This window comes from Pseudofrankia saprophytica, from assembly GCF_000235425.2.
Taxonomy (GTDB): domain Bacteria; phylum Actinomycetota; class Actinomycetes; order Frankiales; family Frankiaceae; genus Pseudofrankia; species Pseudofrankia saprophytica.
The window spans coordinates 1,859,700-1,885,584 of sequence record NZ_KI912266.1 but is presented as its reverse complement, the minus strand read 5'-3'; the positions used below and the strand labels follow the sequence as shown (position 1 = coordinate 1,885,584).

At 74.5% G+C, this 25,885-nt stretch carries 23 protein-coding genes; 17 read left to right on the top strand and 6 right to left on the bottom strand.

The features are described 5' to 3' along the window. Positions 1 to 72 precede the first annotated feature (72 nt). On the bottom strand, positions 73 to 2,487 hold the full coding sequence (locus FRCN3DRAFT_RS0207940) for a transglycosylase domain-containing protein (protein ID WP_007512387.1): 2,415 nt from the start codon (positions 2,485 to 2,487) through the stop codon (positions 73 to 75). A 672-nt stretch (positions 2,488 to 3,159) separates the two neighbouring features. Between FRCN3DRAFT_RS0207940 and FRCN3DRAFT_RS0207935 the strand changes: the two genes are divergently transcribed. Further along, a complete protein-coding gene (locus FRCN3DRAFT_RS0207935; protein WP_007512389.1) occupies positions 3,160 to 3,519 on the top strand; it encodes a WhiB family transcriptional regulator in 360 nt (119 codons plus the stop codon). Between the two features lie 410 nt (positions 3,520 to 3,929). Here FRCN3DRAFT_RS0207935 and bagB read toward each other — a convergent pair whose 3' ends face one another. Then, the gene (bagB, locus tag FRCN3DRAFT_RS43265) at positions 3,930 to 5,378 is read right to left on the bottom strand and encodes an ArsA-related P-loop ATPase (protein ID WP_007512391.1); all 1,449 of its coding nucleotides are present in this window, start codon (positions 5,376 to 5,378) and stop codon (positions 3,930 to 3,932) included. Then, a complete protein-coding gene (gene bagA / locus FRCN3DRAFT_RS0207925; protein WP_035926863.1) occupies positions 5,375 to 6,406 on the bottom strand; it encodes an ATPase BagA in 1,032 nt (343 codons plus the stop codon). Before bagA ends, bagB begins: the two co-directional genes overlap by 4 nt. Positions 6,407 to 6,741: 335 nt before the next feature. On the opposite strand from bagA, the gene sp36 reads away from it, so the two are divergent. From sp36 to FRCN3DRAFT_RS43260, 5 genes are all read left to right on the top strand, one after another. Then, positions 6,742 to 6,909, top strand: a complete 168-nt coding sequence (gene sp36 / locus FRCN3DRAFT_RS52790) for a Sp36 family protein (protein ID WP_007512395.1) — start codon at positions 6,742 to 6,744, stop codon at positions 6,907 to 6,909. Positions 6,910 to 7,010: 101 nt separating this feature from the next. Continuing rightward, positions 7,011 to 7,484, top strand: a complete 474-nt coding sequence (locus FRCN3DRAFT_RS0207915; RefSeq protein WP_027140360.1) for a RidA family protein — start codon at positions 7,011 to 7,013, stop codon at positions 7,482 to 7,484. A 223-nt stretch (positions 7,485 to 7,707) separates the two neighbouring features. Continuing rightward, positions 7,708 to 8,781: an NUDIX hydrolase gene (locus FRCN3DRAFT_RS0207910; RefSeq protein ID WP_007512398.1), complete on the top strand. Its 1,074-nt coding sequence runs from the start codon at positions 7,708 to 7,710 to the stop codon at positions 8,779 to 8,781. After that, entirely contained in the window at positions 8,778 to 9,665 is an 888-nt protein-coding gene (locus tag FRCN3DRAFT_RS0207905; RefSeq protein WP_007512400.1) for an MBL fold metallo-hydrolase, read from the top strand. The genes FRCN3DRAFT_RS0207910 and FRCN3DRAFT_RS0207905 overlap by 4 nt, the downstream gene beginning before the upstream one ends. A gap of 421 nt (positions 9,666 to 10,086) precedes the next feature. Next, positions 10,087 to 13,902 carry an ATP-binding protein gene (locus FRCN3DRAFT_RS43260; protein ID WP_007512401.1) on the top strand — a complete coding sequence of 1,272 codons (3,816 nt, stop codon included), beginning with the start codon at positions 10,087 to 10,089 and terminating at the stop codon, positions 13,900 to 13,902. Between the two features lie 13 nt (positions 13,903 to 13,915). Here the strand turns inward: FRCN3DRAFT_RS43260 and FRCN3DRAFT_RS0207895 are convergent, their stop codons facing one another. After that, positions 13,916 to 14,605 (bottom strand): Crp/Fnr family transcriptional regulator, encoded by a 690-nt coding sequence (locus tag FRCN3DRAFT_RS0207895; protein WP_007512403.1) that lies wholly within the window; start codon positions 14,603 to 14,605, stop codon positions 13,916 to 13,918. A 251-nt stretch (positions 14,606 to 14,856) separates the two neighbouring features. Here FRCN3DRAFT_RS0207895 and FRCN3DRAFT_RS0207890 point away from each other — a divergent pair, with 251 nt between their 5' ends. The 5 genes from FRCN3DRAFT_RS0207890 (at position 14,857) to FRCN3DRAFT_RS0207870 (ending at position 18,474) form a co-directional block, all read left to right on the top strand. Further along, complete coding sequence (locus tag FRCN3DRAFT_RS0207890) at positions 14,857 to 15,093, top strand: hypothetical protein (RefSeq protein WP_007512404.1); 237 nt, start codon at positions 14,857 to 14,859, stop codon at positions 15,091 to 15,093. Positions 15,094 to 15,218: 125 nt separating this feature from the next. After that, complete coding sequence (gene nth, locus FRCN3DRAFT_RS0207885; RefSeq protein WP_007512406.1) at positions 15,219 to 15,944, top strand: endonuclease III; 726 nt, start codon at positions 15,219 to 15,221, stop codon at positions 15,942 to 15,944. Next, the gene (locus tag FRCN3DRAFT_RS0207880) at positions 15,941 to 16,855 is read left to right on the top strand and encodes an NUDIX hydrolase (RefSeq protein ID WP_007512407.1); all 915 of its coding nucleotides are present in this window, start codon (positions 15,941 to 15,943) and stop codon (positions 16,853 to 16,855) included. Before nth ends, FRCN3DRAFT_RS0207880 begins: the two co-directional genes overlap by 4 nt. Positions 16,856 to 16,857: 2 nt before the next feature. After that, positions 16,858 to 17,265 carry a cupredoxin domain-containing protein gene (locus tag FRCN3DRAFT_RS0207875; RefSeq protein WP_007512409.1) on the top strand — a complete coding sequence of 136 codons (408 nt, stop codon included), beginning with the start codon at positions 16,858 to 16,860 and terminating at the stop codon, positions 17,263 to 17,265. Positions 17,266 to 17,292: 27 nt separating this feature from the next. Then, positions 17,293 to 18,474, top strand: a complete 1,182-nt coding sequence (locus FRCN3DRAFT_RS0207870; RefSeq protein ID WP_083401731.1) for a MarP family serine protease — start codon at positions 17,293 to 17,295, stop codon at positions 18,472 to 18,474. An 18-nt stretch (positions 18,475 to 18,492) separates the two neighbouring features. Here the strand turns inward: FRCN3DRAFT_RS0207870 and FRCN3DRAFT_RS0207865 are convergent, their stop codons facing one another. Together FRCN3DRAFT_RS0207865 and FRCN3DRAFT_RS43255 are read right to left on the bottom strand one after the other, a co-directional pair. Further along, a complete protein-coding gene (locus tag FRCN3DRAFT_RS0207865) occupies positions 18,493 to 19,416 on the bottom strand; it encodes an alpha/beta fold hydrolase (RefSeq protein ID WP_007512412.1) in 924 nt (307 codons plus the stop codon). 244 nt (positions 19,417 to 19,660) lie between these two features. Continuing rightward, positions 19,661 to 20,140 carry a phage holin family protein gene (locus tag FRCN3DRAFT_RS43255; RefSeq protein ID WP_007512414.1) on the bottom strand — a complete coding sequence of 160 codons (480 nt, stop codon included), beginning with the start codon at positions 20,138 to 20,140 and terminating at the stop codon, positions 19,661 to 19,663. A 275-nt stretch (positions 20,141 to 20,415) separates the two neighbouring features. On the opposite strand from FRCN3DRAFT_RS43255, the gene FRCN3DRAFT_RS0207855 reads away from it, so the two are divergent. From FRCN3DRAFT_RS0207855 to FRCN3DRAFT_RS49295, 6 genes are all read left to right on the top strand, one after another. Then, complete coding sequence (locus tag FRCN3DRAFT_RS0207855; protein ID WP_007512415.1) at positions 20,416 to 21,339, top strand: Fic family protein; 924 nt, start codon at positions 20,416 to 20,418, stop codon at positions 21,337 to 21,339. 352 nt (positions 21,340 to 21,691) lie between these two features. Beyond that, a complete protein-coding gene (locus tag FRCN3DRAFT_RS0207845) occupies positions 21,692 to 22,948 on the top strand; it encodes a TadA family conjugal transfer-associated ATPase (RefSeq protein ID WP_007512418.1) in 1,257 nt (418 codons plus the stop codon). Further along, entirely contained in the window at positions 22,945 to 24,510 is a 1,566-nt protein-coding gene (locus FRCN3DRAFT_RS43250) for a type II secretion system F family protein (RefSeq protein ID WP_035924485.1), read from the top strand. Before FRCN3DRAFT_RS0207845 ends, FRCN3DRAFT_RS43250 begins: the two co-directional genes overlap by 4 nt. Before the next feature lie 77 nt (positions 24,511 to 24,587). Further along, the gene (locus FRCN3DRAFT_RS0207835) at positions 24,588 to 24,872 is read left to right on the top strand and encodes a DUF4244 domain-containing protein (protein ID WP_007516576.1); all 285 of its coding nucleotides are present in this window, start codon (positions 24,588 to 24,590) and stop codon (positions 24,870 to 24,872) included. An 18-nt stretch (positions 24,873 to 24,890) separates the two neighbouring features. Beyond that, positions 24,891 to 25,406, top strand: a complete 516-nt coding sequence (locus FRCN3DRAFT_RS0207830) for a TadE family type IV pilus minor pilin (RefSeq protein WP_007516575.1) — start codon at positions 24,891 to 24,893, stop codon at positions 25,404 to 25,406. Beyond that, positions 25,403 to 25,813, top strand: a complete 411-nt coding sequence (locus FRCN3DRAFT_RS49295; RefSeq protein ID WP_007516573.1) for an Rv3654c family TadE-like protein — start codon at positions 25,403 to 25,405, stop codon at positions 25,811 to 25,813. The genes FRCN3DRAFT_RS0207830 and FRCN3DRAFT_RS49295 overlap by 4 nt, the downstream gene beginning before the upstream one ends. The last annotated feature ends 72 nt before the right edge of the window (positions 25,814 to 25,885 follow it).

Sequence of the window (25,885 nt, the reverse complement as noted above, 5' to 3'; positions counted from 1 at the left end):
CCTCCCAACCCGCGCCGGCTACGCTTCGGCCGAGCGCCGGACCACCGTCGTCGGCGATCCGGCGAGGTACCGCTAGCGGTTGAAGGGACTTCCGAAGGGGCCGCCGCGGCCGTTGCCATTGCCGTTGCCATTGCCTGGGTTTACGGGGGTTGACTGGGCGACGACGCCGCCTGACGCGACGAGGGTCACCGGCTGGTTCAGCGGGATCCTCGTGCCACTGGGGGGCGAGGTGGCCAGCACGATGCCGGCGGGGTCGCCGAGGAGCTGCACGGTGAAGCCCTGCGACTGCAGCGCGGCAGCGGCCGCGGCGACGGTCTGGCCGGTGACGTTGGGCACGATCACCATCGGGACGACCGGCTGGGTGTTGTCCGGGGGCGGTAGCTGTTCGACGGGCAGCTTCAGGCCGTCGAGGGTCCTGGTCATCGTCCGTGCCCAGATCTTCGTCGGCAGGTCGCCGCCGTAGACGTGCTGGTAGCCGAGCACGTTGCGCAGCTGGTGCGTCGACGGGCCGCGAGGGTCCGCGAGGGTGACCGCGGTGGCCAGCTGAGGAACGAAGCCGACGAACGAGGCGGTGCTGAAGTCCTCGGCGGTGCCGGTCTTGCCGGCGGCCGGACGGCCGATGTGGCCGTTGCCGGTCGCGGTGCCGCTGTTGATGACGCCCTCGAGCACCGAGGAGACGGTGTCCGCGATCTGCGGGTTGAGCACCTGGTCGCAGTCGGCGGGCTTGTGGTAGTCGAGCAGCCGGTCCGAGCCGCCGACGCGCTGCGTGATCGAGATGACGAACCGCGGGTCGCAGCGCTTGCCGTGTGCCGCGATCGTCGCATAGGCCGTCGCGAGGTCGAGGGTGCTGATCTCGTTCGAGCCGATCGTGAACGACCCGTCGCCCGAGCTCACGCCGTCGACGGCGTGGCAGGGTGAGTCGGACTGCAGGTTCGACGTCTGGGCCTGGACGCGGCAGGAGCTGACGCCGAGGCGGCGCGCCATCTCCGCGATCTTCAGGATGCCGACCTGTTCGGCGAGCTGGATGTAGTAGGTGTTCACCGAGTGCCAGGTCGCGGTCGTCAGCGAGTAGAGGCCAGCCTCGTTCGGGTCCGCGTTGCCGTAGCAGTTCTTCCCCGTCGGGTCCGGGTTCTGCCAGATCTTGGACTGGTAGCAGCCCGGCGAGTTGAACGTCGTCGACAGCGGCATGCCCTTCTCCAGTGCCGCTGCCAGGGCGAACATCTTGAATGTCGAACCGGGAGAGAAGGACGTCTCGTTGGTCGGGTAGACCTGCTTCGTATGGACGAAGTCACCCGTCGTCGACGGTGACATACCGTCGGCCGGGTCGCCGTAGTCCCGGTTCTCCGTCAGCGCCAGCACGTCGCCGGTGCCGGGCTGGACGGTGACGACGCCCGCCGAGACCCGGTTGCCCGGCGGGACGATCTCACGAGCGGAGGAGTCCGCGGCCCCCTGGGCGATCGGGTCCAGCGTGGTCCTGATGGTCAGGCCACCCTCGAACAGCAGCTTGCGCGCGGCGTCCTGGGTCGGGGCGAAGGTCCGGTCGTCGAGCAGCATCTGGCGGACCTGAGCGCAGAAGAACGGCGCGTACGAGTCCGCGCAGGAGTCGGCGGAGTGCGGCGGCTGGTCGAGCTTCACCGGCGCCGCCTTCGCCGTCATCAGGTCCGCCCCGGTGACGTGCTTGTGCTCGAGCATGGCGTCCAGAACCAGGTCGCGCCGCTCCGCGGCGGTCTGCGGGTGCAGCACCGGGTTGTAGGCCGTCGGGTTCTTCACGAGCCCGGCGAGCAGCGCCGCCTGCGGAAGCGACAGCTTCTCGACGTCCACGTTGAAGTAGCGTTTCGCGGCGGCCTGGATGCCATAGGCACCGTCGCCGAAGTACGCGATGTTCAGGTAACGCTCGAGAATTTCGTCCTTGCTGAGGTGTTGTTCCAGATAAAGCGCGTACCGGGCTTCGCGCAGCTTGCGGTCGACCGTCTGCGCGGTCGCCGCCTTGCGCTCCTCCGGAGTTGCCGCCGCCTGCAGAAGAACGTTCTTCACATACTGCTGGGTGATCGTCGAGGCGCCCTGGCTGACCTCGCCGCTTTCCCGGTTGGCGAGATAGGCGCGGACCATCCCCCGGTAGTCGACGCCGGAATGTTCATAGAACCGCGCGTCCTCGATGTCGACGATGGCGTTTCGCATCACCAGCGGTACCCGGGACAGCGGAACGACCTCGCGATACTGCTCGCCCACCAGCGTCGCGATGACGCTGCCGTGGGCGTCCAGGATCTTCGACGGCTCGACGAGCGGGGTGACGGTCAGGTTTTCCGGGAGGGAGAGGAAATCGTCGGCCCCGCTCTTCGCCGTGAGCCCGACGAGTCCGACCATCGGCACGGCGAGGAGCGCGACGACCACACCCGCGGCGATGCTCGCGAACAGCGCACCGGCCAGCCTCCTGGCCGCGAAGGTCCAGCCCCGGCGCCCCCGACGGGGGGCAGCCGCGGCGCTCACGCGCGTGCCCTCATGGTGTCGGAACCTCCGTCCGCCCCCAGCACGATCCCCCACGGATTAACACCACTTGCCAAGCGACGCCCGACGGACGCATCGTTCCACCCATACGCGGACCACAGGGCAAGCGCGCTACCCGGAGGTGGCGGGGTGAGGTTACCTCGTGAGCCCGCCCAGCCGATGGCTGGCGCGGGCAGGCGGACGAGCGCCGTCGTCCGCCACCTGTCGGCGCCCGGCCCCGTGGAGCCGCTCACTCGGGCCGCCCAACGGCCGTCAGAGGGGCCCGCGGCCCCGGCTGGGAGACCGCCCGGCCCGTCGGCGGCCCGGAGGCTGCGCGCGTCCACGCAGGTCGGGCGCGAGCCGTCGTCGGTGACGGCCGCCGAGGCGGCGCGGAACGGGCACGCGCCGCGCGGCGAGAAGGTGAACCGGAGGTGGTCTGACCGAGAAACGCGCAAGACACAAACGAGACGGTGCTGTCATCCGGTTGACATGCGGATGCCATCAACGGTCCTACAGTCTGGTTCGCATCAATGGCCCGGACTAGTCATACCGATAACCACCCGAGTGGGGTCTGTGCCGTGGCCACGGCACTCCGTACGGTTTCGCACGACGCCAACGACGCCACGTCACCCGCACGGGTCCCTTGACCACGGTCTCTCTCGAAAGGCAGGTGGCATGACCAGAAGCCCAACCCCGACCGTCACCACTGCTCGTCGTGGCGGCAGTACCACCGGTGTCGTCAGCAGCATCGCCGACGGCGACTGGACCGCTGTCGCGGCCTGCAGGGACGTCGACCCGGACGAGTTGTTCGTCCAGGGTGCCGCGCAGAACCGGGTGAAGACCCGCTGCTTCGGCTGCCTGGTGCGAACACAGTGCCTGGCGGACGCCCTGGACAATCACGTGGAGTTCGGTGTCTGGGGTGGCATGACCGAGCGGGAGCGCCGCGCGCTGCTGCGGCGCCGGCCGGATGTCCGTTCCTGGAGGAAGCTCCTCGCGGACGCCCAGGCGGATCACCGCGCCAGCTCTGTCGGCTAGCCGCTCCCGGCCAGCCCTTCCAACCGGAACCCGGCGCAGCGTCGCGCACGGGATCCCGGTTGATGCCCGCCGAGGAAGCTCGGTCACGATGGGCATGATTCGTATTACCGCCCGCCGCGCGGGCGCCTTTCCGGTGGCCCGCATCGTCCGGCCACCCGCGCCCATGGCACACAGCCGGGCGCGCACCGTGGCCGACGTGGATGCGCATTCCCGTATCTTCCCTGGTCAGCAGCCCCGCGAACGCGGAACGCGAAATCCTACGGCCGGCCAGGTACCGCGACGATTGCCGCGCGGGCACGCTCGCCTAGGAGCAGGTCGCCCGCGTCGGGCCCTGGCTCTAGGCCTGGCCCGATAGCACGGACTTTCTCACTGGGCAATCGCCCGTTCGAGTCACCCCTGCGGTAGTGCTCTCAGCCCACTCGGGCGAGACGTTCATCACCCGCCAGCGCGTCCCCGATCTCCCGGAGACCGATCAGGTCGTGAACGTCGTCGGCCAGCGCCTCGACCTCGACGAGCGGGGTGTCCGGGTGCGCCGAGGTGAACCGCTCCCGTATCCGCGCCTCCCGTTCGGCCAGCCGCAGCCGGTCGGCGTGCACCCGCAGCACGGCCGCGGCCACCGGATGCTCCCCGTGCTCGGCGAGGTTCTCCGCGGCCGCCAGGCTGCGCTCCGCCGTCAACGACCGGCCGTCGCCGTGGTGCATGCGGTTCACCACCAACCCGGCCAGCGGCATCCCGTCGGTCTCCAACCGGTCGACGAAATAGCTTGCCTCCCGCAGCGCCGCCACCTCCGGCGCGGCGACCACCACAAAGGACGTTCCCGGAGCGCCCAGCAGCCTGTACGTCTTCTCCGCACGCTGGCGGAAACCGCCGAACATGGTCTCAAACGCCGACACGAACTGGCTCACGTCGGTCAGCAGCTGGGCGCCGATGACCTTGGTGAGCACCTTCGTGAACATTCCGAAACCGACACCGAGCACCTTTACGTATGCCCGGCCGCCGGCTTTTGCCGGTGCGAGCAGCAGCCGCAGCAACCGGCCGTCCAGGAACGTCCCGAGCCGGCTGGGGGCGTCGAGGAAGTCCAGCGCGGAACGGGTCGGCGGGGTGTCGACGACGATCAGGTCCCAGTCGCCGGCCGCGTCCAGCTGCCCGAGCTTCTCCATCGCCATGTACTCCTGCGTCCCGGAGAAGGAGCTGGACAACGACTGGTAGAAGGGGTTCTCGAGCAGCTGCTGCGCGCGTTCCGGGGTCGAGTGCGCGAGGACGATCTCGTCGAACGTCCGTTTCATGTCGAGCATCATCGCGTCGAGCCGCCCGCCGGCCGACCGGTCGACGCCCAGCACCTCGCGCGGGGAGTTGTCCAGCTCGGTCAGGCCCATCGACTGCGCGAGCCGCCGCGCCGGGTCGATGGTCAGCACGACGACGGCGCGTCCCCGCTCGGCGGCGCGCAGGGCCAGCGCGGCGGCAGTGGTCGTCTTGCCCACCCCGCCCGACCCGCAGCACACGATGATCCGCTCGGTCTCGAGCATCTCGTCCACGTCCAGGCGCGGCACCCCGGCCGGCTGCGGGCGGACCCGGGCCCGGATCCTGGACCCCGCCTGGCCGGCGGCCGCGGCGGCGGCCCGCGTCTTGTCCTTGTCCTTGGCCAGGCTCGCTCCCCTCGACGCCGACTGGGACTTGGGGGCCGACTGGGACTTGGGGGCCGACTGGGACTTGGGGGCCGACTGGGACTTCGGGGCCGACTGGGACTTCGGGGCCGGCCCGGGCTTCGGAGCGGACTGGGCCCGCGCGCCCGGTGGCGTCTTCGGGCCGGGCGAGGGCTTCCCGCCTCCCGCGGCCGGCGGCGTGCTGGCCGGCGTCATCCGACCATCCGCTGCGCCCGCAGCATCTCCGCGAACCGGTACAACATCCCCATGTCCATCCCGTCCGTCGCCAGCGGCAGCTCGTACATGGGCCGGTCGAGAGCGGCCACCTCGACCCGTTGCGCCGTCTCCAGCGCCACCCGTTCCGCGTGCTGCGCGGCCTCCCTGGCGAGCTCGGCGATCAGCTCCTCCGTCGGCTCGACGCCAGCCTCCTTGATCCCGGCCGCGAGCTCCTCCCCGTCGAGGGTGCCCGCGCGGGCCGCGCGCAGCTCCTTGGCGCCGAGCAGCGGCGGACGCACCATGTTCACCACCACGCCGCCGACCGGCAGGTCCGCGGCGCGCAGCTCGGCGACGGCGTCGACGGTCTCCTGCACCGGCATCTCCTCCAGCAGCGTCACCAGATGCACGGCGGTCTGCCCGGAGTGCAGCACGGCGAGCACCCCGTCGGCCTGCGAGCGGATCGGCCCCATCTTCGCCAGGCCCACCACCTCGCGCGCGACGTTGAGGAACCGGGTGATCCGGCCGGTCGGCGGCGCGTCCAGGACGACCGCGTCATAGGCGAGCCCGCTCGGCCGGGTGCCGTCCGGCCGGTTCACCGCTTCCTTGATCTTGCCGGTGAGCAGGACGTCGCGCACGCCCGGAGCGATCGTGGTCGCGAAGTCGATCGCGCCCATCTTGCCCAGCACCTTTCCGGCGCTGCGCAGGTTGTAGAACATCTCCAGGTACTCCAGCAGCGCCTCCTCCGCGTCGACGGCGAGCGCGTACACCTCGCCGCCGCCGGGGGCACTGGCCACCTTCCGCTCCCGGTATGGCAGGGGCGGCGTGTCGAAGACCTGAGCGATCTGCTGGCGCCCCTCGACCTCCGTGAGCAGCACCCGCTGCCCGCCGGTCGCAAGCGCCAACGCCAGCGCGCTCGCGACGGTCGTCTTCCCGGTCCCGCCCTTGCCGGTGACCACATGCAGCCGGCGCCGCCACGGGCCGGCGGGCTTCTCGCCTTTTCGGTCGCGTTCCGAGGCCGTCACGGCCACGACCGTACCCGCGCTGGCCCCGTCGTTCGCCTCGGCGCCGCCACCCGGTCGGACAATCCTGATCACACTGGGCCGGCACCGGACCGCGGCCCCGTCCTCCAGGCGGCGTCGGCCGGCGGCAAACACCCTGGTCGGCAAGGAGCCCGCCGCGGCGCGAGGCGCGTGGCGTCCGCGCGGGTCGACGCCGCGGGTCGACGCCTGGGTCGCCACCTGGACAGCCCTCCCCGCCGTTCTCGGCCTGCCGGACCCGCACTGGCCCGAAATCCGTCAGCCTTCCTGGGCCAACCCGCGATCTGCCGGGACCCCCGGCATCACGAGGCCGATAGGGTCCGGGCATGCAGAAGTGGGAGTACGTGACCGTCCCGGTGCTGATCCACTCCACGAAGATGATCCTCGACAACTGGGGCGAGGACGGCTGGGAGCTGGTGCAGGTCATCTCCGGGCCCAACCCGGAGAGCCTGGTCGCCTACTTCAAACGGCCGAAGGGCGAGGCCAGCTCGTGACCGACCCGCCGACCTCCCAGATCGCCGACCTGCCGGATCGGCTTCGCCGATCCGGCAGGGACCCTGTCGCCGATCCGGCAGGAACCCCGACTGACGACTCGGTGACCACGCCGACGGCCCGGCTGCAGGCGCTCGGCATCGAGCTCCCGCCGGTTCCGGTGCCGCAGGCCAGCTACGTGCCGGCGGTGCGCGACGGTGACTGGGTGTGGACGGCGGGGCAGCTGCCGCTGGTGGCCGGCAAGCTGACCGAGACGGGGCTCGTCGGCGCCGAGGTGGATCCTGAGCGGGCCGCGGGGCTGGCCAGGATCTGCGCGCTGAACGCCCTGGCCGCCGCCGCCGAGGCGGCCGGCGGGCTGGACCGGATCCGCCGGATCGTCAAGGTCGTCGGGTTCGTCGCCAGCGCGCCGGGCTTCACCGGCCAGCCGGCGGTCATCAACGGCGCCTCCGACCTGATCGGCCAGGTGTTCGGGGCGGCCGGACGCCATGCCCGGTCCGCCGTGGGCGTGGCCGCGCTCCCGCTCGGCTCCCCCGTCGAGGTGGAGCTGGTCGCCGTCGTCAAACCGGACGGGGCGTAGACCGGGCCACGTTCGCCGGCGGCCCTGCCCCGGACCACGGCGCGGTCCAGATCAGGGGCACGTCGTCGGCGGGGTCTCTACCATCGGACAGGTGGTTGATCACGGACCTCCCAGATCGACTCCGCAAGCTCCCAGACCTCCCCGATCGGCTTCGCCAATCGGGCAGGGACCCCGGATCCGGCAGGAACCCCGGGCCGCGCTGGTCACCCGGCTGCGGCGGCCGATGCCGCTGTCCTCGCCGCGCGGAGTGCTGGCCGCGAACGCCGGCCCTCCGGCGCCCCTGCGGCACGCCTCCACTGTGGTCCTGCTTCGCGACACCTCGGCGGGCCTGGAGGCCTTCCTGGTGAAGCGCGCGCGGACCATGGCCTTCGCCGGCGGGGTGTTCGCGTTCCCCGGTGGACGGGTGGACCCGGCCGACAGTGGCTTCGAGGTGCCCTGGGTCGGCCGGCCGCTGGCCGAGCTCATGAGCGCGCTCGAGCCGGACGCCGCGCTGGCCCGGGCGCTGGTCCAGGCCGCCGTGCGCGAGACCTTCGAGGAATGCGGCGTGCTGCTCGCCATCCCCGCCGACGCCACCGGCCCCGCGGTCGCCGGTCCCGCGATCGACGGCGAGACCGGGCAAGTCGGGCAAGTCGGGCCGGCGACTGCCTCGGGTCCCGAGGCGGCCTCGGTCGGCCTGACCGGACCCGGCTGGCTGGCGGACCGCCAGGCGATGGAGCGCCGTGAGCTCACACTCGCCGGGCTGCTGGCGCGCCACGGGCTCACCCTGCGGGCGGACCTCCTGGCGCCGTGGGCTCGCTGGATCACGCCGGAGGTCGAGCCCCGCCGCTACGACACCCGGTTCTTCATGGCGGCCCTGCCACCGGGCCAGGTGCCCGGCGAGCTTTCCGGCGAGGCGGACCAGATGCTCTGGATCCGCCCGGCCGAGGCTCTCGAACGGCACGAGGCCGGCCGGATGGCGATGCTGCCGCCGACCGCCTGGATGCTCTCCGACCTGCTGGGCTTCGCCAGCGTCGCCGAGGTGCTCGGGGCCGCGGGCGGCCGCGCGATCTCGCCAGTCATGCCAAAGATCATGATCTTCGACGACGCCGTGCACTTCCTGCTCCCCCACGACCCGGAGTACCCGACCGCCGGGCCGGCCACCACCGCGTCCCCGCCGCGGGAACCGCCGGTCTCGCCGGCGGACCCGGTCAGCGCCGCCGCGATCATCACGGCGCTGACCGTCGGCTCCAGCGACGGCCCGTGGGCCGGCGGCGAGGACAATCCGCCGGCCGCGGCCGTGGGACGGGAACGGCGATGACCGCCGGCACCCAGCCGAGCCGCGGCCGCCGGCCCGCCCCCACCGGCGCGGTGGGCGACGAGAGCCTGGCGGCGTCTCCCCAGCCCCGCCAGGTGAACCCGCTGGCCGCGCTGCTGCTCGCTCCCAACCCGAGCCCGATGACGCTCGAAGGCACCAACAGCTGGCTGCTGCGCGCGCCCGGCCACGGCGGCTGCGTCGTCGTGGACCCCGGCCCGGACGACGAGGGGCACCTGGCCGCGCTGGCCGCGGCGGGGCCGGTGACCACGATCCTGCTGACGCACGGCCACCCGGACCACAGCGAGGGCGCGGCGGTGCTGCACGAGCTGACCGGCGCGCCGGTCAGGGCGCTGGACCCGGCGCACCGCCTCGGCTCGGAGGGACTGGTCGAGGGCGACGTCGTGGCGGTGGCCGGCATCGAGCTGCGGGTGATGGCGACGCCGGGCCACTCGGCCGACTCGCTGTCGTTCCTGCTGTTCGGCGATACGACCGGCACGGCGACGGCGGACGGGGCGCCGCTCGCGGTGCTGACCGGCGACACCATCCTCGGCCGCGGCACCACGGTGGTCGCCTACCCGGACGGGCGGCTGGACGACTACCTGGCAAGCCTGCGCCGGCTCGCCGAGCTGCCCGAGGGCCTCGCCGTCCTGCCGGGGCACGGCCCCGAGCTGGCCGACGCCCGCGGGGCGGCGAACTACTACCTGGCGCACCGGGCGCAGCGGCTGGAGCAGGTCAGGGCGGCGCTCGCCGCCGCCGGGGTCGGCCCGGCCGATGCCACCCCACGCGACGTCGTCGAACGCGTCTACGCCGACGTCGACCGCGTGCTCTGGCCAGCCGCCGAGCTCTCGGTCCGCGCCCAGCTGGACTACCTGCGCGACGAGGGCTGACCACGGGTACCCAGCGTGGGTACCCGGGTCGGCATCGCCACCGAAACCACGCGGTCGGGGCGCTTCGTGCCTCGGCGGCATAGTTCGGCTCGCCAGATTGTTAGTGTGAGCGCCATCACAGCGGGCAGACCCGTCGCGCGGCCGCCCGGGACCTTGTGCCCGCAGGGTGGCGGGCGCCAGGCCCGGGCAGCGAGGCCTTGGCGTTCGACGACGGCGGGACGCCCGCTGCCAGACATCCGACAACGCCGCGACGGCGCGCGGGCCGGTGGCCGTGTCCCAGCCCACTAGACTTTCCGGACAGAGGGGGACCGCCAGTGCGAGACGTCCAAGATCGAGGCGGGTCAGCCCGTTCGCCGCGGGTGACCCCAGTGGCTTCTGCCGGGTCGCAGGCCGGACGGCGCACAGCCGGAAGACGGACGCCATGGTGATCGTCCCGACTCACTCGGGGACGCTGCGGTGCCCGCGCTGCGGAACACCGGCGGTGCCGGCCGCGCGCTACTGCTTCCACTGCGGGCTGCGGTTCACCTCGCTCGCCGGGTCGGGGCCGGAGTCCGCCGAGCGCCGCGTGGTCACCGTCCTGTTCGGCGACCTGTCCGACTTCACCTCGTGGGCCGAGGACCGCGACCCGGAGCGGGTCGGTGAGGTCACCGACCTGGTGCTCGCCGCGCTCGCCAAGGAGGTCGACGACGTCGGCGGCCGGGTCGACAACCTGGCCGGCGACGGGATCATGGCCGTGTTCGGCGCGCCGACCGCGCACGAGGACGACGCCGAGCGGGCGGTGCGCGCCGCCGCGGCGATGCAGGAGACGGTCCGCCGCCTGGTCGAGGACAGCGAGGACGGCGACACGCCGCTGGGCCTGCGGGTCGGCATCAACACCGGCGAGGTGCTCGCCGGTGTCCAGGCGTCGATGACGTACACCGTCGTCGGCGACACGGTGAACACCGCCGCCCGGCTGTCCGGAGCGGCCGCGGTCGGGGCCGTCTACGCCGGCCGGGACACCATGACCGCCACCCGCTCCGTCGCCACCTGGCGGGAGCTGCCGGACCTCACGCTGAAGGGCAAGCGCGAGCCGGTGCCGGCCTATGAGCTGGTGAGCCTGCGGCCGTCGAACGTGGCGAGGCCCGGCCTCGGTGACGACGCCGCCTTCGTCGGGCGTGACACGGAGCTGACGACGCTGCGCACCTGGTTCACCGAGACGCTTCAGGCCGGCTCGCCGACCATCGCCGTGATCACTGGCGAGGCCGGCATCGGCAAGACGCGGATCACCGGCGAGCTGGCCAAGCAGGCCCACGACGAGGCCGGCGCGCAGGTGCTGTGGGGCCGGACCGTGCGCCACGGCGACGGCCGCAGCCTGGCTCCGCTGGCGGACGTGATCCGCGGTGCCTGCGGCGTCGTCGACGGCGACAGCCTGGACCGGGTCGCCGACCGGGTTCGACGCACCGTAGGACGGCTGAACCATCCACTTACCGGCGCGCGGCTGCCCGCGGGACTCGCCGACCGGCTGCTCGGGATGCTCGGCGTCCCGACCGACCGGCGGGCCTCCGGCGCCGCCGAGCCGCCCCCTGGCGACCCGGCCGGCCGGGAGCACGGCGAGGCGAGCACCGGCGAGCGGTCCTTCGACCTGGCCGTCGACACCGTCGGGCTGCTGCTGTCCGCGCTCGCCGCCGAGCACCCGCTGATCGTCGTCGTCGACGACCTGGAGTGGGCCACCAGCCCGCTCATCGGGGCGTTGCGCCGCCTGGTGGGCCGGCTGATCGGCCCGATCATGCTGGTGTTGCTCGACCGGGAGATCCCACGGCTGGCGGATCTGCCGGGCGCTCGCGGGATGACGCTCGGGCCGCTACCCGAGGGCGCCGCGATGACGCTGCTGTCGGACTTCCTCAGCGGTGAGACGCTCAGCTCGCAGACCAGGGCGGCGCTGCTCACCCGGGTGCACGGCAACCCGTTCTTCCTGGCCGAGTTACTGAACCTGCTGATCGACCGTGACCAGCTACGCCGGCAGCCCGTCGCGGCGCTGGTAACCGCCTTCTCGGCCGGTCCCGGCGGCGTCGGCGGTGGGCCCGCCGCCGCCACCGGACCGACAGCCACCGGACCGACAGCCACCGCCGCGGGACCGGCCGTCGCCACTCGCCCGGCCGAGGCCGAGGGGCCCCGCTGGGTGCTGGAGGGCTCGCTGTCCGAAACGGCGCTGCCGGCCGGCGTGCAGTCGGTCCTGGCGGCTCGGATCGACGACCTGGACCCGACCGACAAGGCGGTGCTGCGGGCCGCCGCGGTACTCGGGAGCCGCTTCCCGGCCGCGGCGCTGCCGTGGGTCGAGGAACGGCCGGCGAACGAGGTCGCGGCGGCGCTGGAGCGGCTCACCGAGCGCCAGCTCGTCCGGCCGCCCCGGGCGGGCGAGCAACTGTGGCGGTTCGTCCACCCGATGGCGCGCGACGTCGCCTACGCCGGGCTGCCGAAGGTCGAGCGGGCGCGGCGGCACTCGACGGCGGCCCGCTGGGGCGTCACGGCGATGACCGGCTCGTCGCGCGAGGTGTCGAACTTCGTCGCGACCCACGCGCTACGGGCGTTCGACCTGGCGTCCTCGATGGCGCTGGCGCCGGCCGATCCGGCCTGGTCGGCGCGTGAGCCAGGCTTCAGGGCGCTGCTGCGCCTGGCCAGGGCGGCGCTGGCCCGTGACGACCATCGCACGGCCGCCGACCAGCTCGCCGACGCCCGCCGGCTCGGCCGCGGCGTGATCGACACCGACGACGAGAACATCGCCAGGGTGCTGCACGCCGAGGCGCTCGTCTCACTGCGCCGGCTGGAGGAGGCCGAGCGCACCCTGCGCCCGGCGCTGCGGGTCACCGCCCCGGCACGGCGCGCGGCCGCCTACGCCGTGCTCGGCGAGCTTCGCCAGAAGCAGGGGCGCGCGGAGCTCGCCACTCGAGCGCTGCGCACCGCGCTGGACGCGGCCCGCGCGGGCGGCGACGACCGCGCCGCCGCCGCGGCGCTGCGGCGGCTGGGCACCCTCGAGTACGGCGCCGCCCGGATCCGCACGGCCGAGGAGCTCTACCGCGAGGCACTGGAGCTGGCCCGCCGGGTCGACGACCCTCGCGGCGTCGGCTGGGCGCTGCAGCACCTCGCCTGGAGCGCGACCACTCGGGGCGACTATCCGCAGGCCGAACGCAGCCTGCGGCAGGCCACGGAGGTGTTCGAGCGCCTCGAGGACGCCGGCGGCATCGGCTGGTGCAGCGGCACCGAGGCGCTCGTCCTGTTGCTGTCGGGCCAGCTCGCGCGAGCACGGGCCCTGGCGCGCGGCCTGGTGGACGCGGCCGAGTCGATGGGCGAGCGGTGGGGCATGGCCGTCTGCCTGACGATCGGCGCGATCGCGGCGGCGGAGCTCGGTGACATCAGCGCGGCACGCACCGACGCGGGCAGGGCGGAGACGCTGTTCGAGGGCGCGGGCGACAGCTGGGGACGAATCCTCACCAAGGTCGCCCAGGGGCTCGCGGCCAGGGGCGCCGGAGAGCCGGACGCCGGCGCCGAGTTCCTCGCCGGCGCGTGCGCCGAGGCGGCCGCCGCCGGCCAGGCGCTGGTCGGCGCGCTCGCGTCGCTGATGCTCGGGCTGACCCTGCTGGACGCCGGGCGGGTCGACGAGGCCGAGCAGGCCGCCCAGAGCGCGATGGGCGAGCTGGTCGGCCTCGACCTGCGCCCGCACGCCCAGCTGGGCGCGAAGGTACTGGCGGCGCAGGTCGCCAGGGCGCGCGGGCGCCCGGGCGAGGCCATCGCGCTGCTGCGGGAGGCGCTGGCCGCGAGCGAGCCGGCGACGCTGCTGTTCCCCCGCCGCCAGGCCTACGCGCACCTGGCCGGCACCCTGCTGGACGCCGGGCAGCCGGATGAGGCGCTCGCGGTCGCCCGCCGGGCCGTCGCCGTGGACGCCGAGGACGTGCGCGCGCAGGTACTGGCCTGGCGGGCGCTCGGGACGGTGCTGGTCGCAAGCGGCGACCTGGAAGGCGGTCGGGAGGCCTACCTGCGGGCGCTGCGGGCGGCGACGGCGACCGAGGCGGTCAGCGAGGCGGCGCAGACCCGGCGGCTGCTGGCCGCCCTGCCCGACCCGGACCACGCCACCGTCGACGGCCGGGCCTCGCATCTCGGCGAGGCCAATGGCGAAGCGCACGGCGCGGCGCACGGCGACAACGGCCACGCGAGGATCGACACCGACCTGCCCGACACCGCCACGACGGTCACGCCCGCCTGACCCCTGCCTGGGGTCAGCGGGCGCGGCGGGCCAGCCGGTCGCGGTCGAGCAGGACCACGGCGCGGGAGTCGAGGCGCAGCCAGCCCCGGGTCGCGAAGTCGGCGAGCGCCTTGTTGACCGTCTCCCGGGAGGCCCCGACCAGCTGGGCCAGTTCCTCCTGGGTCAGGCCGTGCTCGACGCGGATCCCGGCGGCCTCGTTGCCGGGCTGCGCCGGCTCACCGAACCGCACCGCGAGGTCCAGCAGCGCCTTGGCGACCCGGCCGGGCACGTCGGTGAACACCATGTCGGCCATGGCGTCGTTGGTCCGGCGCAATCGGGCGGCCAGCACCCGCAGCAGCATCGAGCCGGCATCCGGCCGGGATCGCAGCCACGGGCGGAGCGCCGAGTGTTCCAGCGACACGAGCGAGGCGTCCGTCACGGCGGTGGCCGTAGCGGTCCGCGGACCCGGGTCGAAGAGAGACAATTCCCCGAAGATGTCCCCAGGCCCCATGACATACAGCAGGTTCTCGCGGCCGTCGGCAGACTGGCGTCCTATCTTCACCTTGCCGGACAGCACCACAAAGACGCGGTCACCCGGCTCGCCTTCACGGAACAGCACGTCACCACGGGTGACGTCCCTCCGCTCCAGGTGGCTGGAGAGCGCCTGGCGGTCCAGGTCGGACAACCCGACGAACAGCGGAACGCGAGCAAGCAGATCGTCCACGGGGTGAGCATGCCAGGACAGCGCGCGTAGAGCACGGCCAGGGCACCCCGAGCGTGCCCGTGCCCGCCTAAAATGACCAGATCAGCGATGAAGAAACACAATAAGTAACCAGGCTGAAGAGTAGGAGGAGGACGACGACACGCCTGGATGGACCGTGGCCAACGTCACTAGACGCTGCCGCGGCCCACGGTGTGTGACACGCCCGACCCCGGTTTCGCGGGCGGGGGCGCGTCGTCCACGATGTACCCGTCATGTTTCTCTTCGCCGCCATCGCGTTCCCTGTGGTGCTCCTCGGGCTTCTGCTGGCGATGGAGCGGGTCGAGCGCCCGCTGAACGCCGCGGACACCCGCAAGGGCATCGAGGGTTTCCTGGACAACGCCCGTCCTGACGAGGTCAACACCTTCGTCAACCAGGGCATGGCCGCCGCCCTCGATCGTTACCGCAGGCGCCTACGCCGCCAGCCGCCCGGCAAGCACCGGGCGGCCTAGCCGCCATGGCCTGACCAGTCGGCCAGGCCGTTCACCAGGCAGCCACCACTCCTCGCCGGCGCGGCGCCCGCCCGATCGAGGCAGGTAACGCGAGGCTGCGCCAGCAGGGGGAATAGGGTCAGGACATGCCGGCCATCGTCGACGCCTCCGTCGAAACCGCGCTGGCGCGGACCAGGCGGGCTCGGCGGATCGTGCGGATCCTGGGCGAGCTGCATCCCGACGCGCGGATCGCGTTGGACTTCACCAACCCGCTCGAACTGCTGGTCGCGACCGTGCTGTCGGCGCAGTGCACCGACAAGAAGGTCAACGAGGTCACCCCCGCCGTCTTCGCGAGATACCCCACCGCCGCGAGCTACGCGGGTGCGGACCGCGAGGAGCTCGAGCAGCAGCTGCGCCCGACCGGCTTCTTCCGTGCGAAGGCGAATTCGCTGATGGGGCTCGGTGCCGCGCTGGTGGACCGGTTCGACGGCGAGGTGCCACACAAGCTCGACGAGCTGGTCACGCTGCCCGGTGTCGGCCGCAAGACCGCCAACGTCGTGCTCGGGCACGCCTTCGACACGCCGGGCATCACCGTCGACACCCACGTCGGCCGCCTCTCCCGACGGTTTGGCCTGACCACCAACGACGACCCGGTCAAGGTCGAGTCCGATCTCGCCACGCTGATCGAGCGTAAGAATTGGACGATCGCCTCCGATCGGATGATCTTTCACGGCCGGCGGATCTGCCACGCCAGGCGACCGGCCTGCGGCGCCTGCGGCGTCGCGAAGCTGTGCCCGTCGTTCGGCGAGGGCCCGACGTCGGCCGCGGACGCGGCCCGGCTGGTCCGCGGCGACGCCGAAGCGGCCAGATGACGGCTCCCGACGGCCTCCCGCGCGCCAGCTCCCCCAGCGCCGGCCTCCCCGTCGCCGGCGGGCCGAGCGCCGGCGGCCCGCCCAGCTGGCTGCGCACGCTCGCGGCGGTGGTCACCCGCGACGGCCTGCCGGTCCGCGAGGAGGGCTGGCCACCGCCACCGCCGGACGCGCGGCCCGCGGCCGTGCTGATCCTTTTCGGCCAGGGCGAGCGCGGCCCGGACATGCTGCTGCTCGAACGGTCCGCCGACCTGCGCAAGCACGCCGGCCAGCCAGCCTTCCCCGGCGGCGCCGCCGACCCGACGGACGACTCGGCGGTCCACACGGCGCTGCGCGAGGCCCGCGAGGAGGTCGGGCTGGACCCGGCGGGCGTCGAGATCCTCGGTGCCGCGCCGCGCCTCTACCTGCCCCACAGCAACTACCTGGTGACCCCGGTGCTGGCCTGGTGGCGCGTGCCCTGCCCGGTCTACCCGGTCGACCCCGGCGAGACGTCGACGGTCGCCCGGGTACCGGTCGCGGACCTCGTCGACCCGGCGAAGCGGGTCCAGCTGCGCCACCCGCGCACCGGGAAGCCGAGCCCGGCGTTCCGGGTCGCCGGCATGACGACGGTGTGGGGCTTCACCGCCGGCATCCTCGACGCACTGCTGCGCCTGGCCGGCCTGGAACGGCCGTGGGGCGAGGGCCCGCCGGTCGACGACCCGGCCGTCAACGCCTCGATCGCCCGCGCCGCGCGCGAGCTGGCCCAGGCCGGCGACGCCGAGGCTGCCGGCGAGATCGACCCCCACGACCTCACGACGGACGACACGGACACCGTGGACGGCGTCGACGGCGTCGAGCCCGACGGCCTGGGCGCCCCCGACAACACCGCTGGCACCGGAACCGGTGCCGGCCCGACGAAGGGCTCGGCGGCTTGAGGATGTCGACGGCGGGCCGCCGCCTGACCGTGACGGTGATCGGGGCCCTGGCGCTGGCCGCGGCCGGCGCCGGCTGCACGGCCGAGCACCCGGACGCGCCGAAGCCCACCGCGGTCCTGACCCCGACGGTCACGGACGGGGTCCAGGTCTTCCATCTCATCGGCCTGGCCGACCTGCGGTTCTCGGCGGCCACGTTGAACGCCCGGCCCGGGAAGATCCGCGTCGACTTCTCCGTGGCGGACGGCTCCGCGTCCCACAACTTCGTGATCCCCAAGATCCCAGCGGCGCGCACCGACATCGTCGGCGCCGGAATGTCACGGTCGGTGACCTTCTCCGTCACCACGCCGGGCGACTACCCGGTGATCTGCACGCTGCACCCGAACATGTCCGCCACACTGCACGTCGGCTGACGCCGACCGAGAAGACCGCCTCCTGTGTTGAACATCCTGGACATCGTCCTGCTGCTCCTGGTGCTGGCGTTCGCCGTATCCGGCTACCGGCAGGGCTTCGTGGTCGGCGCGCTGTCGTTCGTCGGCTTCATCGGCGGCGGGATCCTCGGCGCCCAGATCGCCTACCCCATCGCCAGGCTGATCGGCCAGCGCGAGCACGGCGCGGTCATCGCCCTGGTCACCGTCCTGACTCTCGCCTGCCTCGGCCAGGTGGTCGGGACGGCCACCGGCGTCGCCCTGCGCAGCCGGCTCACCTGGCGGCCCGGCGAGACCGTCGACTCGCTGGCCGGCGCCGTGCTGTCGGGGCTGTCCGTGCTGCTGGTCGCGTGGCTGATGGCGACCGCGCTGGAACGATCCCCGTTCACCACCGCCGCCCGCGAGGTCCGCGGTTCCACCGTGCTGACGACGGTCGACGACGGCATGCCCACGGGTGTCCGGGAGACGTTCTCCAGCCTGCGCCAGCTCGCGGACGGCAACGGCTTCCCCGCGGTGTTCTCCGGCCTCGGCAACGAGTCGATCGTCGCCGCCGACCCGCCCGACGCCGCGGTGGTGAACGCCGCCGGGGTCACGGCGGCCGCCGCCAGCGTGCTGAAGGTGCGGGGCATCGCGCCGTCCTGCTCACGGCAGGTCGAGGGCACCGGGTTCGTGTACGCGCCGCAGCACGTGATGACCAACGCGCACGTGGTCGCCGGGGTCCGGGAGCCGGGCGTGGAGGTCGGCGGCCGCCTGCTGTCGGCGCGGGTGGTGGTCTTCGACCCGGAGCGCGACGTGGCAGTGCTCTACGTCCCCGACCTCAACCGGCCGCCGCTGCCGCTGCAGACCTCACCCCCGGGCCACGCCGACGACGACGCCGTCATCGCGGGCTTCCCGGAGGACGGCCCGTACCGGACGGAGCCCGCCCGGATCCGCAACCGGCAGAAGGCGAAGGCGCCCGACATCTACTCCCACGGCACCGTGGTACGCGACATCTACGCGGTGCGCGGCACGGTGCTGCCCGGCAACTCGGGCGGCCCGCTGCTCTCGCCGAACGGCGCCGTCTTCGGCGTGGTCTTCGCCGCCGCGACCGACGACAACGACACCGGGTACGTGCTGACGGCGGCCGAGGTGAGCGGCGCGGCCCAGGCGGGCGAGGTCGCCACCGCCCCGGTCAGCACCCAGGGCTGCCGCTGAGACCGCGGCGCGGGGCTGTCAGGTCGGGGTGGCGAGCCAGCGTAGGAGGAGGTCGCTGACCAGCGTGGGGGCCTCCTCGGGCAGGAAGTGGCCGGCGCCGGGAAGCAGCTGCCAGGTGTAGGGCCCGCTGACGTAGCGGCTGGAGCCCTGGGCGGTGTCGGGCAACAGGAACGAGTCGGCGTCGCCGTGCAGCTGCAGTACGGGGCAGGTGACCCCGCGCCGCAGCGCCTGCGCGAACCGCGCGCCATCGGGCCGGAACAGCGAACGGAACACCCAGCGGTGGTACTCCAGCGAGCTGTGCGCCACGCCGGGAATCCGCATCGCCGCGCGGTAGCGCTCTTCCTCCTCGTCGCCGGGGAACCCCGGACCGCTCCAGGCGCGCAGCAGCTCGCCGACCTGGGCCGCCTCACCGGCGACCAGCTGGCGCTCGGGCAGCCACGGCAGCTGGAAGGTGAACAGATGCGACCCGGCCAGGCCCTGTGCTCGGGGGCTCACCGCGTACTGGTGGCGGACCCGCAGCGGGTGCGGCATTCCGAGAACCGCGATCCGGCGGACCTGGCGTGGCCACAGGGTCGCGGCGGTCCAGCACGCGAGCCCGCCCCAGTCCTGCCCGACCAGCACGGCGTCGCGCTCACCGAGCGCGCGGATCAGCCCGGCGACGTCGTCCGCCAGCGTGAAGGCGTCATATCCGCGCGGTGGCTTGTCGCTCGCCCCGTAGCCGCGCAGGTCGGGCGCCGCCACCCGGTAGCCGGCGGCGGCCAGCGCCACGAGCTGGTGGCGCCACGCCCACCAGAACTGCGGGAATCCGTGCAACAGCAGCACCAGCGGGCCTTGGCCCAGCTCGGCGACGTGCAGCCGGGTGCCGTTCGCGGAGACGTCTCGATGCCGCCACGGCCCCTCGATCAGCACGCTGGCGGGCTCAGACGCGACCACCTTCGCCACCGATCGGCCCCCGTAGGTTCGGCACCCGCCCGTACGTCTGGCAGCCCACCGGCGACACCAGCGCTCGCGGGCTCAGCCCCAAGACGCCGCCCACGGGCCAGCCGGGAGCAAGACGGCGCCCGCCCACCAACAGCTACGACACCGAGCATGCCCTACGCCGGGCCCACGGCGCCCACGAGGGCCGACGCCCTCCCCACCCGGTCCCGGACCGAGGCGTTCGGCGGCGGCCCTCGGCGGCCGTCCCTCAGCGGCGGTCGGTGCCAGCCTGCGCGGTGCCGGCCGGTGCGGTGCCAGCCCCGCGACCCGCCGCGCCGGAGCCGATCGAGTGCCGCAGCACGGCGACGTCCTCACGGACGGACGAGATCGCCCGTTGCGGCGGCCGCAGCTTGCGCAGCCGCATCGCGCCGACCAGCGCGAGCATCCCGGCGAGCGCCAACAGCAGCACCGCCGTGATCAGGAAGGACCAGAAACGCTCGAGGCCGGCCCAGGTGAACAGCTCACCAAGGAAGATCGTCAGTGCGATCAGGGCGCCGAGCCCCAGCCCGGCGGCGGCACCGATCAGCCCGGCGCCGACGGCGGCCGACGCCGCCTGCCGGGCCAGTTCCGCCTTCGCGAGGTCGATCTCCTGACGGACGAGCAGTGACATGTCCCTGGTCGCGATCGCGACCAGCTCGCCCAGTGAGGCTTCCTTCCCCGCGCGCCGATCCCCGTTCCCGAGCGTCACCGCAGTCCCTCCCATCCCCCGGCCGTCGGGAGGGCACAGGCCGGCCGATTCACCGCCGGCCGACTCACGCCCGCCGGGCCGGCTCACACCCGAGCCGACCCGCGCCCTCGCCCGGCTCCGCTTCCCCGGTCCCCTGCTTCCAGTCTGACGCCCACGGCACGCCCACGCGGGCCATAGCGACGAGTGGATGGGCGTGTGGCCCGGATTACCGCCACTCGTGGGCCCGGCGGCCGTGGAGAACGCGGCCACCCATCCGGGCGGGTAGCGTCGGCTGCGTGTCGACAGCGCCCAGCCCGCAGGCCCGTATCGAGGCTGACCCGTTCGCCAGGGTCGCGGCGCTTCCCGGCGTGGACGAGGCGGTGACGGCCGCCCGCTCGGCCGTCGACGCGCTGCTGCGCCACCGGGTGCTGCGCCGGCGCAGCGCGGAGGTCACGGCCGAGGCTTCGCTGCGCTCCGCCCGGGCCAGCGCCGCGCTGGAGGGCCGCGACGTCGCGATGGAGACCCTGCGGGACCGTCTCACCGCCGGCGAGGACGGGCACGGCGGTGGCACCCCCGCGGCGGCCGGCCAGCCGTCAGGTCCCGCGGACGACGACCTCGCGGTGACTCTCGGGGCGGTCCGGCTGTACGCCGAGCTCGGCGGCCTCAGCGCGGCCTGGGAGCGGGCCCCGCGCCAGGCGCTCGCCCGGATGCACACCCTGCTCGGCCGGGGCATCGTCGCGGACGGCGAGCTTGGCCGCCCGCGCGCCGCCGCGGCCACCGCCGACCCCCTCGGGCTCGGTCCGGCTCCGAGCCCGGCGGAGGTGTCCGCCCGGCTGGACGGGCTGGTCGGCCTGCTGGTCGGGCGAACGGTGGCGCCGGCGATCGTGGTCAGCGCGATCGTCCACGGCGAGCTGCTCGCGCTGCGCCCCTTCGGCAGCCTGGACGGGATGATCGCGCGCGCGGCCGCCCGGCTGGTCCTCATCGGGCGGGGCCTGGACCCCAAGGCGGTGACCGCGAGCGACGTGGGCCATCTGGAGGTCGCGCTCGGCGAAGGAGCCGCCGGCATCGCCTCGCCCGACGTCACCTACCGGGCCGCCGCCGCGGGCTACGCGCACGGCGGCGCGGACGGCGTGCGCGCCTGGCTGCTGCACTGCGCCCGCGCCGTCGAGCTCGGTGCCCGCGACTCCCTCGCCGTCTGTGAGGCCATCAGCAGGTCCTGAGCGGCCCTGGCGCCCCTCGTCCTGGCGGGAGCCCCTCGTCCTGGCGGGAGGGCCAAGCCCCCCGCCCGAACCCTCTTTCGTACCGCGCCGGCTGGCCTGTGGATGACGGTCATCCACAGGCGGTCCGACGGGGCACGGTGGTGCGACCGAACCGTCCGCTCCGAAGGGACCAGGGCGCCATGGCCACCGGCCCACCGATCGTCCGCCTCGCACCCATCGTCGCCGCCCAGCCGGGTGGCACCACCCAGCCAGCCGGCGCGGCCATGCCCACGGCCGCCTCCCGGTCGGTCTCGGGCCCATGGCCGGCAGGCCTGGCCGAGTCACCAGCGCCGGCAGCCGGGGAGCTGGCCCGATGACGGCGCCCGCCCACGGCGTGCCGGCGGCGACGATCGCCGGCGTGCGCGACCGGCTGGTGGACGGGGCCCATCCGCCCACCCAGGCGGACGTGGCCCGGGCGCTCGCCGAGGTCGCCGGGCCGCTGCCCGAGACCCACCGGGAGGTGACCCGGCGGGTGATCACCGCCGAGCTGTTCGGCGCAGGCCCGCTGGACGAGCTGCTCGCCGACCCGGCGGTGACCGACGTACTGGTGAACGGGCCTGCTGAGGTGTGGGTCGATCGCGGCGAGGGGCTGGAACGTGCCGCCGTCTGGTTCGCCGACGACGACACGGTGCGCCGGCTCGCGACCCGGCTCGCGGCCAGCGGCGGGCGGCGGCTGGACGCGGCGGCGCCCTACGCGGACGCGCGGCTACCCGACGGCACCCGGCTGCACGCGGTGCTCACGCCGGTGGCGGCCGGTGGCACCTGCCTGTCGCTGCGCCGGCCGCGACAGGTGCCGATCGGCCTCGCCGAGTTCGTCACGGGTGACGTCGACGGTGGCGGTGGCGGTGGCGCGGGCCGCGACGGCGACGCGCTCGTCGACGTGCTGCGCGCGCTCGTCGACGCCCGGCTGGCGATCGCCGTCACCGGTGGAACGGGCAGCGGCAAGACGACCCTTCTCGCCGCGCTCCTCGGCCGCGTGAGCGCGGCCGAACGCGTCGTGGTCGTGGAGGACACCGCCGAGCTGACGCTGGAACGCGACAACCTCGTCCGGCTGCAGGGCCGGCCGCCCAACATCGAGGGCGCGGGCGCCATCACCCAGCGCGACCTCGTCCGGCAGGCGCTGCGGATGCGGCCCGACCGGCTGGTCGTCGGGGAGGTCAGGGGACCTGAGGTGCTGGACCTGCTGGTGGCCTTCAACACCGGGCACGAAGGCGGCCTGACGACCATTCACGGGAATGCGCCCGGCGCGCTGCCGGCCAGGATGGAGGCGCTGGGCGCGCTCGCGGGCCTGACCCGGCCCGCCCTGCACAGCCTGCTGGCGGCGGCCGTGCAGGTCACCGTCCACCTGCGCCGGGATGACGCCGGCCGGCGCGTCGTCGCCGCCGTGGGCGTACTGCGCCAGGACTCCGACGGGCTGGTGCGGGTCCGTCCGGCGCTGGTCGCGACGCCGCCCGCGCCGCCCGAGGCGCCGGGCGGCCGCATGCTCCCGGCGGACGGCATGCCCTGGCTGCGCGACCTGCTGCGTGATCGCGGTGTCGGTCTCCCGCCACCGTTCGGGTCCAGGCCATGACCGCCGCGACGCGGACGGCGCGGGCGGCCGCCCCACCGATCAGGGGGGCGGCCGTCGTCGCGGCGGTGATCGGAGCCGGCGCGGTCGCGGGGCGCGCCGGCGCGCTCCTCGCCGCGTTGGTCGGGGTGGCCGCCGCCACCGGCATCCGCGCCGGGCGGCGGGCGGCGGCCCAGCGGCGGCTGACGGCGGCGAGGGCGGTCGCGGAGGACCTGTTGGCCGCGTTCGCGGCCGAGCTCGACGCGGGCGCCGACCCGGACACCGCCCTCAGAGCGGCCATGGCCGCCGCGGGGCGGCGGGCACCCGACGATCTCGGCCGCGACCTGCCTGAAGCCCTGGCCGGGGCGAGCGACGCCGCCACCCTCGTGGACGGCCGCGCCGTGGGCGCTGACGAGCTGGCGTCGCTCTCAGCCGGGCTGGAGGCCGGTGAGGATCCGACCGGACTGCTCGCCGGCTGCCGGACACCCGTGCTACGCCAGCTCGGCGCGGCCCTGTGGGTCTGCCGGACCGGCGGGGCCCGGTTGGCGCCGGTCGCGATGACGCTGGCCACGGCGGCGCGGGCGGATGCCCGGCAGGCCGGCGAGCTCGCCGCCGCGCTGGCGGGGCCGCGCTCGTCCGGGCGGTTGGTGGCGGGCCTGCCGGTCGTCGGCATCCTGTTCGCCGCCCTGCTCGGCGCCCGGCCGGCCCACGTGCTGCTCGCCACGTCAGCGGGCTCGGCCTGCCTCACCGCCGGGGTCGCCCTCGATCTGCTTGGCCTGCGCTGGCTTCGCTGGATCGGCGACCGGGTGGCCCGCGGCGCCGAGCCGGCGGCATCCTGGGACGCGCGCCTGGACGAGCCCGGGCTCCGGGCGCGGGCCGGGCAGTCCGGCCAGTCCGGGTCTCGACCCGGGCGGACGGCGGTGGGTGCCGGGTTGGCGGCCGTGGCCGGGGCCGCCGCCGCGGCACTCCTCGCTCACGGCCAGCGCGGGCCCGGGATGGTGGCCGCGGTGGGCGCGGCGGCGTTGCTGGTCGGCGCGGCGCTGCCCGTCGACCCCGACCGGGCGCGGCGGGCCCGGCTGCTCGCGGACCTCCCGTTCGCGCTCGACCTCGTCGCCGCCTGCCTCGCCGCGGGCGCGACCGTGCCAGCGGCGCTGGAGGCCACGGCCGCCGGAGTCTCAGGCCCGCTCGGCGTAGAGCTCAGGGCAGCCGCCCGCGGGCTGCGCCTGGGAGCGACGGCGACACGGGCGACGGCCCGGCTGGTGGCGGCTGGCACGGCGCCGAGCGGCCCGCTCGACGCGCTGCGGCGGCGTGCCGGCGCGGGTCAGCGCGCGAGTCCCGCGCGCCCGCTGGTGGCGGCGGCCCTGGCGTTCGGGCGGGTCGAGAGCAGCGGGGCCCGGCTCGCTGACGCGCTCACGAGGATCGCCGCTCGCACCCGGGCCCAGTCCCACGACGAGGCGATCGGCGCCGCGCGGCGGGCAGGCGTCCTCACGGCAGCGCCGCTCGGGTTGTGCTTCCTGCCCGCGTTCCTGCTCCTGGGCGTGGTCCCGACCATCCTCGGCTCGCTGCCCGGCGCGCTCCCGAACTGATGGGGCGCTCCTATGGACACGTTGGCGATATCCCCGCATCACAGCCCCCCGCATCCCACCCACGGAGGTGTCAGCCCATGCCCCCGCTGTCAGCGCTGTTCCTACTGCCCGCGTTGCTCTGTGGCTGCGCGCTGCTGGCCCACGGGCTCGCCCACCGCCTGGACGACCCACGCCCCCGGTCCGGGGGCCTGGCGCGCCGGAACGCCGCGGGCCGCGACGCGGGCATGTCGACCGCCGAGTACGCCGTGGGCACCGTCGCCGCGGTCGCGTTCGCGGGCGTGCTCTACGCCGTCGTCAGCAGCTCGGCCACCCAGGAGATGATCATGTCGGTGGTCCGGCGCGCGCTCACGCTGCCCTTCTGACCGCTTCGGAGGCAACTGATGACGCGGATCCACCTCCGCCAGCCGAAGGCCGCCGGACCGAGGCTGGCACCCGCCAGGCGCACACGGCCGCGCCGTCCACACGACAGCGGGCACGCGACCCGGCCCGCCAAGGGGCACGCGCCTCAGTCCGACAGCGGCCAGGCGACCGCTGAGCTGGCACTTGGGCTGCCGACTCTCAGCGCCGTCGTCCTCCTCGCGCTCTGGCTGCTCGCGGCCGCCGGGGCGCAGGCCCGGGCCCAGGAGGCGGCCAGGATCGGGGCACGGGCCGCCGCGCGTGGGGACGACGACGGCCGGGCCGCGGCGTGGGCACGCCTGGCCGCCCCGCCGGGCGCCACGGTCACGATCTCCCGGCAGGCCGACGAGGTCACGGTGACGGTTCAGGCCCGGCTGGCCGCGACGGGTTCCCTGCTGCCACCGGCCCACGTCACGGCCAGCGCCGTGGCCCCCGTGGAACCCGCAACGGCCGGCGGGCAGGTCGAACCCGGCGGGCCAGGCGAGGCGGCTCCCGGATGAGCCCGGCAGCCAGGTGGCCGGCACGACACGGCGACGATCGCGGGTCGGCGACGGTGCTGCTGCTGGGCTGGCTGATGGTTCTCGCGATGTCGGCCGGGATCCTGCTGGCAATCAGCGCGGTTTCGCTCGCCCGGCGCCAGGCGGCCACCGGCGCGGACCTCGCGGCGCTCGCCGCCGCGTCGGACCGCACCGGTGACCCGGCCACCGCCTGCGGCCGGGCACGGGTCTTCGCCGCGCGCAACGGCGCCGAGCTCGTCGCCTGTCGAACCACCGGCGACGCGGTCGAGGTCGTCACGCGGGTACACCCGCCGCCGGCCTTGCGGCTGCTCGGGCCGCTCGCCGCCACCTCGCGTGCCGGTCCCTGGATCGGAGTGACCAGCCGGGCAGAGACGGGAGCCGGCGGATGATCGAACCCGGGCCGGCCGTCCACCGACGGCCTCGCCGAACCCACCGGGATCATGGCCGGCCTCGCCGCCACC